Source organism: [Leptolyngbya] sp. PCC 7376 (assembly GCF_000316605.1).
In the GTDB taxonomy this organism is placed as follows: Bacteria; Cyanobacteriota; Cyanobacteriia; order Cyanobacteriales; family MRBY01; genus MRBY01.
Genome location: NC_019683.1, coordinates 3,692,135 through 3,706,819, shown reverse-complemented (window position 1 = coordinate 3,706,819; position 14,685 = coordinate 3,692,135). Strand labels below are relative to the sequence as shown.

Below are 14,685 nucleotides of genomic sequence, written 5' to 3'. Positions count from 1 at the left end.
GATGTCTGAAAAGTCTTTATGTTCGATAAATGCTGCGTAAATTCCGCCAGGTTGATCGCCTGAAGTGCTTATTTTTACGTGCAACTCATTTCGACAAAAGTTACAGTCAGTCTCTTTTCAGACATCCTCTTAGAAAAGGATAAAGTCTTTCTCACCAAGCGCGAAACTCTTTGCCTCAAAGTACAGTTGAATCGCTCAATATAACTTGTCTTTCCTGTCTCTTTGCTTACGAATCGATGACGTTTGCTAGGGAAGATGAGGCCATAAGCAGACCAAAAATCACTGTAAGCTACTGCGCATTGGCGATAAACTCCGGGTAAAGATTGCCATAACCTTTTGCAAGAGGTCATTTGTAACCAGGGTTCTGAGACATCACAAACTCGAGCAATTCCAGCCAGAGGAATCTTTTCGAGGAGTAGCTTATCAATTAACTCCGTGGTGTCAGAAGAGATGATTTTCTGTTGAGAATTTTCTACAAATTGTCTACCGCAGTCTCGAAATCTATGGTTTTGTTTGCCGTTATGGATACGAGCATTTTTTACAACTTTTGTGGATTGACAGTTGGGACAACGAAGCATTTGAGAGAGACTGGTGACTTAACTTCCCTTCTTAACGTGAGTTCGGGATAAGGAATAAAGGTTCTAATCAAGCTGAAGAGAGGGTTTCTTAGGTTGATGACAATAGGCAATGAGACCACACAGCAAGTTGACACAAAAATTGGCAGGACTGCGGTGGCGGGAATGCTCAATCTGAGAAATATTCTTCAGTTGGTCAATGACGGTCTCAATCAAAGCTCGCTTACGAGCAAACACTTTGTCACGCCAAAGCATCAGGTGATTCTTCATATTGCGACGAGGCTTAGCTAGAAGCCTCACATCATATTCTTCTTGTAAATACTGTGCCAGAGCTTGAGAGACGTAACCTTTATCGGCAAAGACTTTTCCCGATAACTCTTTCAAAAGCTCCACTACCGGCTTTCTATCATCGGTGTTGCCGGGTGTGACTTTCACGATGCAGCGATTGTGGCAAACCTTGATACTGGTGGCATCAATAAAGCTGATGCCTGTGCATTGGCCATAACAGTGACGCAAATAGATGCACAGCGGTACTAATGTTGAAGGCATCCACTCCACAAAACGTTGGTAACTCACGGCTCTGGGAAAGGCTCGTCGCCAGTGATGACGCACATTGATGAGATAGAAATACTTGAAGTGACGATAATGAGATTGATCAAAAGTAATCAGTATCGTCATTATCTCACTGAGACTAAGGCTTCTGGGGCGACGCCGCTGTCTTTGTTTTGAGACCAGTAATTGTTGTTGCCATTGAGGTTCAAAGACTTGGCAGAAATCATCAATGGAACAGAACAAAGGTTCTAGACTGGTCATGGGAGAAAGTGGTGGACTGGTTATCAGCTTCCACAATATGCACTTTCTCCTTTTTCTTTCTTATCCCGAACTCACGTTACATGAGGAAGACCACTGCTATTGTTGCTGAATTGAGCAATGCAGATAGCTTCACTTGCATTTCGCGCTTGGACAATAAAACTATTAGCGCCAGATTGCAGAACGTTGTTACCTATAATGGTTACCTGATTAAGGAAAGAGGTGTCATTATGGGTAAGAATACCTGTGCCATCAGCATAGTTGCCTGCCGAAGATACCGTATTGTCTGTGATTACAGCTTGCTCAATTGTTGCATTAGGCCCTGCTGCACGCATGATGATTCCGTCTTAATATATTTCCAAATGTTTGTACTGTATTGCCCGATATGGTAGAAGTTTCGATTTTTCCATTGAGATTTTGAGCAAGTACATAAATACCACTAGCGCTATTTCCAATTGTCGTAACGGTATTGCCTGAGACCATAGTATTCTGCAAAAGGATTGTGTTGACATTCATTTAGGCACCAAAGGTATTAACGTCTCCAGATGTTGAGATGTTGTTGTCGGTGATAGTTACATCATCGATTGCAGATTGACTGTTTCCTTTGATATATAGCAGTGGTCATTTAGTTTGAATACATCATGTGAACCTCAATCCTGAGCTTGTCTGCAAAACCATTGTGGAGTGTCTTAATCTATCTGGCGACTGCTATAGAGTCGATGCTCGTGAGATTGTGGGAGTCTACGTGGGAGACTGCTCTGAGTTAGGAGCAAAGCATTTGTGGGAATCTTTACCTGAGGTCTATCGTCAATGTGATGTGGCTTATACTGATTTTTGGTCAGCCTATGGCACTGTCTTCCCTCGTAAACGTCATCAAGCTGTCGGTAAAGAGATAGGTAAAACCAGCTATAGCAGTGGCCGAATAGTTTTAGAATGAGGAGGGAAGTCTGTATCTAGATTAAAAATGCCAGTTGCTGATAGTGATGACCTACGTCGGAAAGCTCTTGCTGCAATAGCACTAGGTATCCTGAAAAAAGATGTCTGTGAAATGTTCGGTCTTGGCCTTAATAGCCTTTATCTCTGGATACAACGACTAGAGCAAACAGGAAATTTTACAGAGCCAAAACAGGGTATCAGAAAGGCTATGGTCACAAAATCACAGACTGGGAAGCATTCAAAAGCTTTGTGCAACAGCATCCAGATAAAACCCAGGCAGAAATGGCAGCGGGTGATGTGATGAGTCGTCGCACCATATCGAGAATGTTGAAGAAGATAGATTTTACTCGCAAAAAAGGCCTATGGGTATCAGGAAAGGGATGAACAGAAGCGAGAAGCATTGAGGCAAGAACTAGCAAGATTAAAACCCGAACAAATCATCTACTGTGATGAGTCGGGAATAGATGAGAGAGACGGTCAGTATGACTATGGCTATGGCCCTGAAGAGGAAAGAGTTTATGACCTCAAGTCAGGAAGCCGTCGCGGAAGAGTTAAGAGGATTGCCGCATGGAGTCGAGGCAAACTGTTTGCACCTTTTATTGTGGAAGGCTCTTGTAACCCCCATGTGTTTGAGGTGTGGTTAGAGAACTGTTTGCTACCGGAATTAAAGCCCAATCAGATATTGATTTTGGATAATGCCACTTTCCATAAGGGAGGAAGGGTTGCAGAAATCCTGGCAAAGGCGAAATGTGAGGTGTGGTATCTGCCTCCCTATTCACCAGACTTAAACAAGATTGCACAATGCTGATCTTGGCTAAAAAGTCGTATTTGGAAGCAACTCAGACATAGTCCATCCCCCAGAGATGCCATGGATATGACTCTGCGTATAGCAACTCCTTAGCCCTTTTGGCTACTGCTATACTTCATATTTGGTGACACCTCCTAGACAAGTAGATTTAAGAGAAGTAATAACTGAAAGAATAGGTGATCGCCAGCCAAACTTTTCTACACCAGCAACTGGTGGGTAAGATAACCAAATTTATCCTTGGTAATTCTTTACAGATAAAGATCGGCTAAATTTGACTATTTCTGACAGTCACTTCACAACATCAGTGAAATTAGCCTGCTGCGGAAGAACCAACTTGAGCAACCCGAAAGCCCATCTGGCACTGATAAGTCGGCATTTGATCGCCAATTGCATTTTTAATGGCTCGGCCACATTTCAGCACACCATGGCGTACTCGCGGAGCGCCACTTCTGTCTGCCATCAAACATCCTTGGCAAACTTGGTCTGTTGGTACAATTTGTCCCTCGGTTAGGATGACTAGCATCAAACTTCCTCCCAGAGCGGTTCAACAGCGTCTCTATATCTAGTATTGTAAGCTCAACTTTCAGAAAAGTTAGTTAATGATGCGACACATTACGACCCTAAAGACTTTATGATGAGAGTTTTGGTGAAAAAGATTTGCTAAAATCTTAGCTGCATAATGGTGAAATCTTTAGCCCACCGCCCCAAGTGACTACTTGACATTGAAGAAATAGGGAAGACTTTAACAGTGACTCATACCAACCTTGATTTTTTGGCACAAACTGATGATGTTGTCGCCGGAATGATTGCCAGCGAACTCAATCGCCAACGGGTACACCTCGAACTAATTGCTAGTGAGAACTTTACGTCTCCGGCAGTGATGGCAGCCCAAGGCTCCGTCCTGACAAATAAGTATGCGGAAGGTTTACCGAAGAAACGCTACTACGGCGGTTGTGAGTTTATCGATCAGGTTGAGCAGGTTGCCATTGACCGCGTTAAGGAACTGTTTGGTGCAGCCCACGCAAATGTTCAACCCCACTCCGGTGCGCAGGCAAACTTTGCAGTATTCCTTACCTTGCTTGAGCCGGGCGACAAAATTATGGGGATGGATTTATCCCATGGTGGTCACCTCACCCATGGTTCGCCAGTGAATGTTTCTGGTAAGTGGTTTGAAGTGGTTCAATACGGCGTTAATAAAGAAACTGAACGCCTTGACTACGACGAAATTCGTGAGATTGCCCTCTGTGAAAAGCCGAAGATGATTATCTGTGGTTATTCTGCTTATCCTCGCATCATTGAGTTTGAAAAATTCCGGGCGATCGCCGATGAAGTGGGTGCATACCTCATGGCAGACATTGCACATATCGCCGGTTTGGTTGCGACGGGTCACCACCCCAACCCCCTTCCTCACTGCCACGTTGTGACAACGACAACTCACAAAACCCTCCGTGGTCCCCGTGGCGGTTTGATCATGACCAACGATGCAGACCTCGGCAAGAAATTTGATAAAGCCGTTTTCCCTGGGACTCAAGGTGGCCCCCTAGAGCACGTGATTGCTGGTAAGGCGGTTGCTTTCGGTGAAGCCCTCAAGCCTGAATTTAAAGACTATTCTGCCCAGGTTATCGCCAATGCCCAAGCGATGGCAAAAACCCTTGTAGCGCGTGGCTTTAAGCTCGTTTCTGATGGCACTGATAATCACCTCATGTTGGTGGATATGCGTTCTATCGGGATGAACGGTAAGCGTGCCGACAAACTCATTAGCGAAATCAATATCACGGCCAACAAGAACACTGTACCTTTCGACCCAGAAAAGCCTTGGATTGGTAGTGGTATTCGTCTCGGTTCGCCTGCAATGACGACCCGTGGCTTGTTGGAAGAAGACTTTGCAGAGATTGCTAATATCATTGCAGATCGACTCCTAAATCCTGAAGATGAGGCGATTAAGCAAGACTGTCTCGGCCGGGTTGCAGACCTCTGTGAGAAGTTCCCACTCTATGCTCATCTACAAATGCCAGTGACTACCCCTGTGTAAGTAAATTAATTTTCAACAAATACGGAGAGCTTAGGTTTAATGAAGTAAATAAGCCTAAGCTTTTTCTTTGCTTAACTCGATCTTTATGACCGCTTACGAGCCAATGCCAACGGAATTTCTCTATCCCAGTATTTTTCTTGTTTCCTTGACTATCGTTCTAGTACTCACGCCCATTGTGAAATCTCTTGGGCTAAAGAATGGTCTTTTTGATCAACCGGATGAGCGAAAGGTGCATAGTCAACCCATGGTGCGATTGGGGGGCATCGCGATTTTTCTGGGTACGATGACAGCGATCGCCGGGGGACTGTGGCAATCGGGATTTGAAATCACGGAAGGTGGATCATTACTGGCGTTGCTCTGCGGGGCGATCGCCTTTTTTGCGTTTGGCCTATTAGATGATGTGTTTGAGCTAAGTGCAATTTCAAGGTTGATTTTGCAATTTTTTGTCGCGGCGATCGCCTGGTATTTCGGCGTACGGATCGACTATTTAGCGTTGCCATTTGTGGGCGCATTTTCGGTGGGGTTGCTGAGTTTGCCTTTTACGCTAATTTGGCTCGTGGGTATGGTGAATGCGATTAACTGGATCGACGGTCTGGATGGGTTGGCGGCTGGCGTAACAAGTATCACCAGCATTTTGTTGTTTGTGGTGATGGTCGTCGTCGGTCAACCTGCGGTGGCGATTGTGGCGATCGCCCTTGCGGGTGCGGCAGTGGGATTCCTGAGGTACAACTTCAATCCAGCACAATTATTTATGGGGGATGGCGGCTCCAATTTTATTGGTTTTATTTTGTCTGGCCTCGCCATTTTCGGGTTGTCCGGCGAACCGAAAGCGACAGCGGTGATGTTGCCCTACATTATTTTGCTCGTGCCGCTCATCGATATGACTGTGGTGGTTTTCACGCGTTTAGGAGATGGTGTGTCGCCGTTTAAACCCGATAAGCGTCACCTACACCACAAATTATTAAAAGCTGGATTTTCCCAGAGAACCGCCGTCGTATTTATCTATGCCCTCACCCTCTGGTCTGGGAGTTTTGCGTTGGCGATCGCCGGATTGTCCCAAGGATTAATTGTGGTGGCGGTATCTTCCGGTTTGCTGGGGATGATTGGCTGGCAATTTTGGCGCGTGCGGGATATCCCCAATCCTCAAAAATAACGATGACGGGTAGTGGTGCACTAGTAATGGTTGTGGAAGAATAGGGGCAAGATTAAACGTCAAGTCTCACCGTGCTCACTTGCCCTCAATGTCAGTCTCCCAGCACCATTAAATATGGTCACACCCATTCGGGAAAGCAGCGCTATCGTTGCCATGAATGTGGTCGCCAGTTTGTGGAACATCCTGCCCACCCTCCCATTGCAACTGACACTCGTCAATTGATTGACCGTCTCCTATTAGAACGTCTCTCTCTCGCTGGTATCACTCGTGCCACAGGGGTCTCTCTGCGCTGGCTACAGTACTATGTCAATGCCAAATTAGAGACTGTGCCTCACGAGTTACCTGTGACTCAAAAAAAAGAGGGCAACTGACCATCGAAATGGATGAATTGTGGTCTTTTGTCGGTAGTAAAGGTGAGAAAGCATGGATTTGGCTGGCTCTTGACCGAGACACCCGAGAGGTGGTGGGATATGCCATCGGAGACCGTAGTCAAAAGACTGCGAAACAATTATGGGATTCTCTGCCTCCTGTGTATCGTCAGTGTGCGCTGGTCTACACCGATTATTGGGATGCCTATGGCTGTGTCTTACCGAGTAAACGTCATCGAGTTGTGGGCAAGGAGACTGGACAAACAAATCATATTGAGAGATTCAACAACACTCTACGTCAGAGAACGTCCCGCTTAGTCCGTCAGGCACTTTCCTTCTCGAAGAAGTGGGAAAACCACATTGGAGCAGTGGTCTATTTTCTCAGACACTATAATCTCTCTCTTCAGTTATGACCATTACTTGTGCATCACTACCGGAAGCCATATAGTCAGGATAAATATCTTGGAGCGATCACCAGTATCCTGCATGTTTGACTAGCAAAACCTCACCAGAACACAGAAATACTAAATGTCTCAATTCTGGTGAATGTTTTATCTTGTGGTTGTGAAGAATCATTCTCTAGAGATCACCAAAGCCTTTTTTCTTCTTATTTTTTTTCTTTTTCTTACGACCACCGCCACGTCCAGGGCGACCACCCATCCCGGGCATTCCAGGCATTCCGCCGCCGAACATATCACCCATGCCACCCATACCAGGCATGCCGCCACCTTGACCCATCTGCTGCATCATTTTACGCATCCGAGTGAAGTCTGTGATCAATTTGGATACATCCTTATCAGACATTCCAGAACCTTTCGCAATACGGGTGCGACGCTTTGGTGTTTGAGCTAATAAATCTGGATTTTTGCGCTCCTCTTTCGTCATGGAATTAATCATGATTTCTACGCGCTTAAGTTGTGCTTCACCCTGCTCCAACATGCCGCTGTCGAGTTTACTTCCCATCCCGGGAATAAGCTTCATCAAGCCACCCAGCGAACCCATATTTTTCAACAGGCGCATCTGTTTAACGAAGTCGTCAAAGTCAAACCGAGCTTCGAGAAGCTTGGACTGCATTTCCTCTACATCAGAGAGGTCAATTGCTTCCTGAGCTTTCTCAACGAGGGTTAAGACATCACCCATATTGAGGATTCGGGAGGCCATCCGGTCGGGATAGAACGGATCGAGGGCTTCGACCTTTTCACCAACACCAATAAATTTAATAGGCTGGCCAGAAATGGTTCGGACAGACAGCGCCGCACCACCACGGGTATCGCCATCCATTTTGGTGAGGATCGCACCAGTTACGCCAATCTCTGTATGGAATGTCCGGGTTAAGCTTGCAGCCTCTTGGCCTGTCATCGCGTCGACAACAAGCAGGGTATCGTCGGGCTGAATGGTGTCTTTGATTTGCTTCAGCTCGCCCATCATGTCGGCATCGATCTGTAAGCGACCGGCCGTATCCACGATGACGTAATCAACGCCTAATTCTTTACCTTTCTCGATACCTTGGCGGGCAATTTCAACGGGGTTTGCATCGCTACCGAGGTCGAATACAGGTACATCAATCTGGGCACCAAGGGTTTTTAACTGATCAATCGCCGCCGGACGATAGACGTCGGTTGCAACCATTAAGGTTGTCTTTTCTTGTTTGCGGAGGAAAAGGGAGAGTTTCGCGGTTGCAGTAGTTTTACCTGTACCCTGCAAACCTGCCATCAAAATAACGGTCGGTTTATTTTCTGCTTCGGCGAGGGGAGCATTGCTTTCCCCCATAATTTTGATCAGCTCATCGTTAACGATTTTGATGAACTGCTGACCGGGATTCACACCCGAAATAACGTCTGCACCGAGGGCTGCTTTCTCGACATCCCCAATAAAACCTTTCACCACCTGCAAGTTCACATCGGCTTCCAACAGAGCACGGCGCACTTCCTTTAGGGCATCTTTAACATTAGATTCACTGATCTTGTCCTGCCCTCGCAGGGATTTCCAGGCGTCTTCTAAGCGTTCTGCTAGTGCGTCAAACATAAATCTTGTCTACTTTCGGTGGCTGCTAATTACTTTACCAAGTCTCGGACTCTGGCATGTTCGGCAATCTCTCTTTATCTATGGGTGAGGCTTTTTTGTCAAGAGGCGGGAAATTTCGCACAGGGATTAGTCACTTAACACTAAAGTTTTGTTGGTAAAGGATGGCTTTAGGGTAATCCTACAAAACCAGGCGGCGATCACTCTTGATTCCATCTGTTTTTCAACGCAATATATTTTCAGACAACTTTATACCATTGTCAGGGTGAATTATCGAGAAAAAACTATATTTACTAATAATTGACATGCCACTTTAGGGTGATTTTTTTGGATAGTACAACATCCAAAAGTATTCTACGTTACAATCTAATTACGCCAATATTAAATCCTGACAAGAAATAATATTTTTTGCTTTGTTAATGAAGGTATTTTTTGAATTCTAATTACTCTTAAGAACTGCCTGATTATACAGGAATGATTATTTTTTCTCATTAAATCCTAAATAATAAAAAAGATCAGATCTCAATACATAATATATATTTTTATGCTTGAGAATATTAAGTTTTAGAAAGGAGAGATGATTTCAAAATAGCTTTTCAAGAATTTTTTGTGATAATTTATTAAAGAGCAGATTACTTGATGACAATCACGAAAAAAACGGCATTGATTTACTGCCAAGATCAATTCGGTTTAGTAGACGGAAAAACAGCAGCTGCCTTGGTTCGACACTCAGAGCTTTATACAATTGTTGGTGTGATTGATAGCTTGTCAGCAGGTAATGATGCAGGCGAAATCCTAGGCGAAGCAATAAGTGATATTCCCATTTTTTCCGATTTTCAGGACGCCTTAGCTCATCTGTCAGAAACTCCTCACTGCTATATTTATGGCAAAGCTCCTTTAGATGTTTGCATTCCCAGTGACGAGAGACTTTTGATTTTAGAAGCCATGGAACATGGTATGAATATAATTAATGGCCTCCACGAATTTTTCTCTGAAGATCAAGAATTTGTTGCCGCTGCTGTCCAAAATAATGTCCAAATTAAAGACATCAGAAAATCACCAAATGTGAAAGATCTGCATGTTTTTTCAGGGCGAATCTATGAAATTACTGTGCCAGTCATCGCTATATTAGGAACCGATTGTGCTTGTGGCAAAATGACCACCGCAGTCGAGCTAAATAATGCTTTAAATAGGCTTGGGATCAAGTCCGTGTTCGTCGCCACGGGCCAGACTAGTCTGATGCAGGGAGCGATTTATGGTGCTTCGATTGACGCTCTAATTTCGCAGTTTGTAATCGGTGAAATCGAAAATGCTGTGATTCAGGCATTCGAGCAAGAAAAGCCAGACATCATTTTGGTCGAGGGTCAAAGTGCTGTAAGTCACCCTGCTTTCATGAGTTCTCTGGGTATTTTGAAAGGTAGTATGCCGGATGGAATTATTCTGCAACATCCACCAGCTAGGGAGTTTCGATGTGATTTTCCGGCTTTATTGATGCCGACTATTGAAAGCGAAATTCAGCTGATTGAGACAATTTCTAGTGCTAGGGTTTTGGCGATCGCCTTAAGTCATGAAAATCTGGCAATTGAAGAAATTTTGAGCACGATCCAGCAATATGAGACTCAGCTGAACCTGCCGACGACGGATGTATTGAGCTACGGATGCAAAAAACTGATTCAAGCATTGGCCGTTCACTTCCCTAAACTCAGTCAAAAGATTAAGCCAGAAAATTTCCCAGAGACACGTGTTTTAGCAAAAGCGTAGACTATTTGTCTAACAAATAAATGCAACCATTTATGCCGAGGATGGAAATAGATCTATCCAAAATACGGGATAATACTCGGATTCTGGCAGATCTTTATGGGGCACAGGGTATTTCCATTATGGGCGTTTCTAAGGCTGTCCTTGGGGAACCCGCTATTATCGAAGCGATGATTCAAGGGGGGGTTAAATTTATTGCTGACTCTCGCCTTGAAAATATTCAAAAAATGAAGGCTGCGGGTATATCGACTGATTTTGTGCTGTTGCGTACGGCTCCCAGTCAGGCAGAATTGATTGTTGAAATTGTCGATATTAGTCTAAATTCTGAGCTAGAAACGATTAGAAAAATCGCCTATTATGCGGGTTTAAACAATAAGATTCACCAGATAATTTTAATGGTAGAGTTGGGCGATCGCCGCGAAGGGATACTGCCTTGTGATCTAGCCAAATTTATCAGAGAAATTTTAACGTTAAGCCATATCAAAATTGTGGGGATTGGTTGTAATTTGGCTTGCTATGGCGGCATTAAACCAGACGATCAAAATATGCATGGGCTATCAGAACAAGTTGAGCTACTCGAAAAGGAATTTCAGATTAATTTAAGCATTATTTCAGGGGGAAACTCCGCCAACTATGAGTGGTATAAAGAGACTCAAGATGTAGGGAGAATTAATAACCTGCGTTTGGGCGAATCTATTTTATTAGGTTGCGAAACAGTTTATGGCAATGTGATTCCAGGCTTACAGACTAAAGCTTTTCAGCTGGTGGCTGAGGTGATCGAATCAAAAAAAAGCCATCTTTGCCCTTTGGTGAAATTTGCAGAGATGCTTTTGGCAACGTACCAACTTTTCAAGATCAAGGTATACATCAAAGATCGATCATTGCATTAGGAAGACAAGACACTTTAGTCTCTGGTTTGAGCTTAGATAGCCGCTTAGAAATCTTGGGTTCTAGCAGCGATCATCTAATTATTGATAGTGAAGAACACAATTTACAAGTTGGGGATGCCGTGAATTTTAGCCTCAATTATGGCAGTCTACTTAAGGCGATGACTTCTCCATTTATACGTAAGCAGTTTATGGATGGTTGAATGGCTAATTATTCTAGTTCGCTACAAAGATTGTAGTTTGGAGATATAGACAGGCGATCGCCCTCCTTATCAATACCAGTAAATCAAATTGTCAGAGCTAAAATATATTCATAGCTCATTTCTCAACAAGGGCATTTTGTATGAAAAAGACATCGATTATCTTGAGTGCTTTGGTGAGTGGATTGAGCTACTTCGTCTGGATACCTACAGTACAAGCTCAAGAATCATCAGATCAGAACTGTGCCAATGAACCAGCAGGTATTCTTTTCGATGAAACCACTTTGCAATGGCAAGAAGTTAACCGACTGACCTGCGAAGACCGATGGGAAGAAGCCACAGCCCTAATGCATCAGATGACTTTGGAGCAAAAGGATGATTTGGGCTGTCCTCTCTGCAAAGTCACATTGCCCCTTGGAGAAGTATTAAGACAAAAATGGCAATGGCAAGAAGCATTTGAGTTTTATAACTTTGCCCTATCCAGCCCAGTAATTCTAGACGGCTCTGAATATGATGCAATTGGCTATCATCTGGTCGTTCATGGACAGTACTATGCGGCTCTCGATGCCTTTCGTCCCTTAGGTGAAGAGTATTTAGGGTATGAAGATGGCACCGCCTATGCATACGTCCGATTGGGGGATACGCTCAGCACCCTTAAGCAATGGCACAATGCCGAGGTTGCCTACGAAAAGGCACTCAGCATCGATCCTCAACAACCTTTTGCCTATCAAGGTTTGGGATTGGTTTTTATGCAATATGAAGAATGGGAAGAGGCGATCGCCGCATTTGAGAAAGCCCTAGAATTTCATCCCACCCTGACAGAACCTGTCGAATATATCGAAGAAGCACGAAAAAATCTCCAGCCCTAATAGCCTTCGGTTTTCCGGCGCTGATTTTGCCGTTCATTTTGGGTTATACCTAAAAGGTAACGAAATGTAACGAGTATTTTCATGGCAGGGCAAACAGTCGCGGTAATCGGTGCAGGGATTGGTGGGTTGACCGCTGGGGCATTACTGGCCAAGCGTGGTTATGACGTGACTGTTTATGAGCAGGCGGCGATCGCCGGAGGATGCGCATCGACCTTTAAGCGGCGGGGATTTACGTTTGATGTGGGGGCAACTCAGGTAGCCGGACTAGAAGAGGGCGGCATCCATCACAGAATTTTCTCGGAATTAGGAGTGGATTTACCGGAAGCGACATTCTGTGATCCGGCTTGTGCTGTGTTTTTACCGGGTGAATCTGAACCAATCAATGTGTGGCGCGATCGCCAGAAATGGCATGAGGAAAGATTGCGTCAATTTCCCGGCAGCGAAAAGTTTTGGGCATTATTGCAGACATTGTTTGATGCCAGTTGGAAGTTTCAATCCCGCGATCCTGTTGTGCCACCCCGCAATCCTTGGGATGTGTTGAAATTATTGCAAGCATTACGGTTGGATACCTTGGTGACTGTGCCGTTTACCTTGATGACAGTTTTAGATGCATTGAAATTATGTGGTGTGGTATCGGATAAGCGCCTGAAAACATTTCTGGATTTACAACTCAAGCTTTATTCGCAAGTTGATACTTCAGAAACAGCACTGCTTTATGGCGCGACAGCCCTAGCAGTCTCTCAAACACCCCAAGGTTTATTTCACCTTCAGAGTAGTATGCAAGTTCTGAGTGATCGCCTAATCGAAGCCCTTGAAAAACATGGCGGCAAACTATTGATGCGGCATCGAGTGAAGGAAATTACACTTGGTAATGCCCAAACAAAAATTACTCTTTTCAATCAGCGAAAAACAGAGATTTTCGAACAATCTTTTGACCATGTGGTGGCGAATACAACGGTTCAGGATCTCAAAAAGTTAGTCGAAAATCCCCCGAGTTCCGTTTTTAGTGAGAGTTATCAAAAACGTATTGAAAATTTAGACAAACCATCCGGTGCATTTGTTGTTTATCTTGGCGTGAAGCGTGAGGCTATTCCAGAAAATTGTCCGCCTCACCTACAATTTCTCTACGACCCAACTAAAGAAATTGGCGAGAATAATTCGTTATTTGTCTCGGTCAGTAAACCCAATGATGGCCGTGCGCCAGAGGGTCATGCCACGATTATCGCGTCATCTTTTGTGGAAGCTGAGCTTTGGTTTGGGGAAGGTTATGAAGAACGAAAGGAGCGATTTACAAACGAGGCGATCGCCAATTTGAGTTCCTATTTCGATTTATCGCCAGAAAACATTGTGGTGCAGGAAGCCGGCACGCCTCGAACATTTGCCCACTTCACCGCGCGAGAAAAAGGCTATGTTGGTGGCGTAGGTCAACGGGTTTCAACTTTCGCACCTTTTGGATTAGCCACGCGTACCCCTTTCAAAAATGTTTGGTTGGTGGGAGATTCGGTGCATCCAGGTGAGGGGACAGCCGGAGTAACTTATTCAGCTTTAACCGCAGTGCGACAAATTGAGCAAGCCGACAGGAATTAATATTGGCGACTATAAGGAAAACGTTGTTCGGGCGATCGCTCTAAAAGAAACGCTTTCATTCCAATTTTTGTCGCACCATCATAATCTTCAAGCTCACTGTCACCGATGTGCCAAGCTTGACTCGGTAAACAGTTGTGCTTATCGAGGGCAGACAAAAACATTTTGCTATCGGGCTTAGCAGCGCCAACCACCGATGAAATCGTAATGCTACTAAAATACTGTTTCATGTCGAGCAGTTCGACAATTGCAAATAGACGCGAATCAAAATTAGACACAAGACCCAGTTCGATGCCTTGCTTATGCCAACTTTTAATGGATGGCATCACATCCTGAAAAACAAACCAAGGATCTGGGGTCGCAAAATGGGCATAGAGCTGAGTAAAAAAGCCAGAAAAATCTTCGAATTGATCAATCACACCCGCTTCAGTAAAAGTATCTCTGGCGATCGCCTCCCACCACTGAAACTCTTTTTCGGGAATTTGGAAAGAGTCTACCCCCGGAAAAATAGGCGGTCTTGAGCGTTTAAATGCGGCACGAAAAGCCTTTTCGAGAACATCTGGATCTGTATCAACATTATTTTTTTTCGCAATTTTGGCATAGGTTTTACCAACACCCTCTTTGACGCCGAATAAGGTACCTACCGCGTCGAAAAAAATAACCTTAGGCTTTTGCTGCTTCAT

At 44.5% G+C, this 14,685-nt stretch carries 14 protein-coding genes and 2 pseudogenes; 10 read left to right on the top strand and 6 right to left on the bottom strand.

The features are described 5' to 3' along the window. Positions 1–74: 74 nt before the first annotated feature. The 3 genes and pseudogenes from LEPTO7376_RS29170 to LEPTO7376_RS16700 form a co-directional block, all read right to left on the bottom strand. Positions 75–338 (bottom strand): annotated as a pseudogene (locus LEPTO7376_RS29170) (IS1 family transposase); the annotation flags it as partial. A 303-nt stretch (positions 339–641) separates the two neighbouring features. Continuing rightward, positions 642–1,388: a transposase gene (locus tag LEPTO7376_RS16705; protein ID WP_015135316.1), complete on the bottom strand. Its 747-nt coding sequence runs from the start codon at positions 1,386–1,388 to the stop codon at positions 642–644. 71 nt (positions 1,389–1,459) lie between these two features. Then, positions 1,460–1,720, bottom strand: a complete 261-nt coding sequence (locus LEPTO7376_RS16700; protein ID WP_015135315.1) for a hypothetical protein — start codon at positions 1,718–1,720, stop codon at positions 1,460–1,462. Positions 1,721–2,130: 410 nt separating this feature from the next. Between LEPTO7376_RS16700 and LEPTO7376_RS26545 the strand changes: the two genes are divergently transcribed. Further along, positions 2,131–2,322, top strand: coding sequence for a hypothetical protein (locus LEPTO7376_RS26545; RefSeq protein ID WP_216700251.1), 192 nt, complete (start codon positions 2,131–2,133; stop codon positions 2,320–2,322). Positions 2,323–2,349: 27 nt separating this feature from the next. Then, positions 2,350–3,222: pseudogene (locus LEPTO7376_RS25815) on the top strand (IS630 family transposase). A gap of 217 nt (positions 3,223–3,439) precedes the next feature. On the opposite strand, the gene LEPTO7376_RS16680 reads toward LEPTO7376_RS25815, so the two are convergent. After that, entirely contained in the window at positions 3,440–3,652 is a 213-nt protein-coding gene (locus tag LEPTO7376_RS16680; RefSeq protein WP_015135314.1) for a hypothetical protein, read from the bottom strand. Positions 3,653–3,877: 225 nt separating this feature from the next. Here LEPTO7376_RS16680 and glyA point away from each other — a divergent pair, with 225 nt between their 5' ends. From glyA to LEPTO7376_RS24970, 3 genes are all read left to right on the top strand, one after another. Then, positions 3,878–5,161 (top strand): serine hydroxymethyltransferase, encoded by a 1,284-nt coding sequence (gene glyA / locus LEPTO7376_RS16675; RefSeq protein WP_015135313.1) that lies wholly within the window; start codon positions 3,878–3,880, stop codon positions 5,159–5,161. Between the two features lie 85 nt (positions 5,162–5,246). After that, on the top strand, positions 5,247–6,314 hold the full coding sequence (locus LEPTO7376_RS16670; protein ID WP_015135312.1) for a glycosyltransferase family 4 protein: 1,068 nt from the start codon (positions 5,247–5,249) through the stop codon (positions 6,312–6,314). 71 nt (positions 6,315–6,385) lie between these two features. After that, a protein-coding gene (locus tag LEPTO7376_RS24970) for an IS1 family transposase (RefSeq protein ID WP_225901104.1) occupies positions 6,386–7,095 on the top strand; the annotation gives its coding sequence in 2 pieces (ribosomal slippage) (positions 6,386–6,665 and positions 6,665–7,095; 711 coding nt in all). Positions 7,096–7,261: 166 nt separating this feature from the next. On the opposite strand, the gene ffh is transcribed toward LEPTO7376_RS24970, so the two are convergent. Continuing rightward, the gene (gene ffh, locus LEPTO7376_RS16655) at positions 7,262–8,707 is read right to left on the bottom strand and encodes a signal recognition particle protein (protein ID WP_015135311.1); all 1,446 of its coding nucleotides are present in this window, start codon (positions 8,705–8,707) and stop codon (positions 7,262–7,264) included. A gap of 636 nt (positions 8,708–9,343) precedes the next feature. Between ffh and LEPTO7376_RS16650 the strand changes: the two genes are divergently transcribed. The 5 genes from LEPTO7376_RS16650 (at position 9,344) to crtD (ending at position 14,005) form a co-directional block, all read left to right on the top strand. Next, the gene (locus LEPTO7376_RS16650; RefSeq protein WP_015135310.1) at positions 9,344–10,465 is read left to right on the top strand and encodes a DUF1611 domain-containing protein; all 1,122 of its coding nucleotides are present in this window, start codon (positions 9,344–9,346) and stop codon (positions 10,463–10,465) included. Between the two features lie 41 nt (positions 10,466–10,506). Next, a complete protein-coding gene (locus LEPTO7376_RS16645; protein WP_264308909.1) occupies positions 10,507–11,352 on the top strand; it encodes an alanine racemase in 846 nt (281 codons plus the stop codon). 26 nt (positions 11,353–11,378) lie between these two features. Continuing rightward, entirely contained in the window at positions 11,379–11,552 is a 174-nt protein-coding gene (locus LEPTO7376_RS28430) for a hypothetical protein (RefSeq protein WP_264308908.1), read from the top strand. Positions 11,553–11,692: 140 nt separating this feature from the next. Then, positions 11,693–12,418, top strand: coding sequence for a tetratricopeptide repeat protein (locus LEPTO7376_RS16640; RefSeq protein ID WP_015135309.1), 726 nt, complete (start codon positions 11,693–11,695; stop codon positions 12,416–12,418). Positions 12,419–12,499: 81 nt separating this feature from the next. Then, positions 12,500–14,005 (top strand): C-3',4' desaturase CrtD, encoded by a 1,506-nt coding sequence (crtD, locus tag LEPTO7376_RS16635; protein ID WP_015135308.1) that lies wholly within the window; start codon positions 12,500–12,502, stop codon positions 14,003–14,005. Here the strand turns inward: crtD and LEPTO7376_RS16630 are convergent. After that, a complete protein-coding gene (locus LEPTO7376_RS16630) occupies positions 14,002–14,685 on the bottom strand; it encodes an HAD-IA family hydrolase (protein WP_015135307.1) in 684 nt (227 codons plus the stop codon). The two genes, crtD and LEPTO7376_RS16630, sit on opposite strands and share 4 nt — an antisense overlap.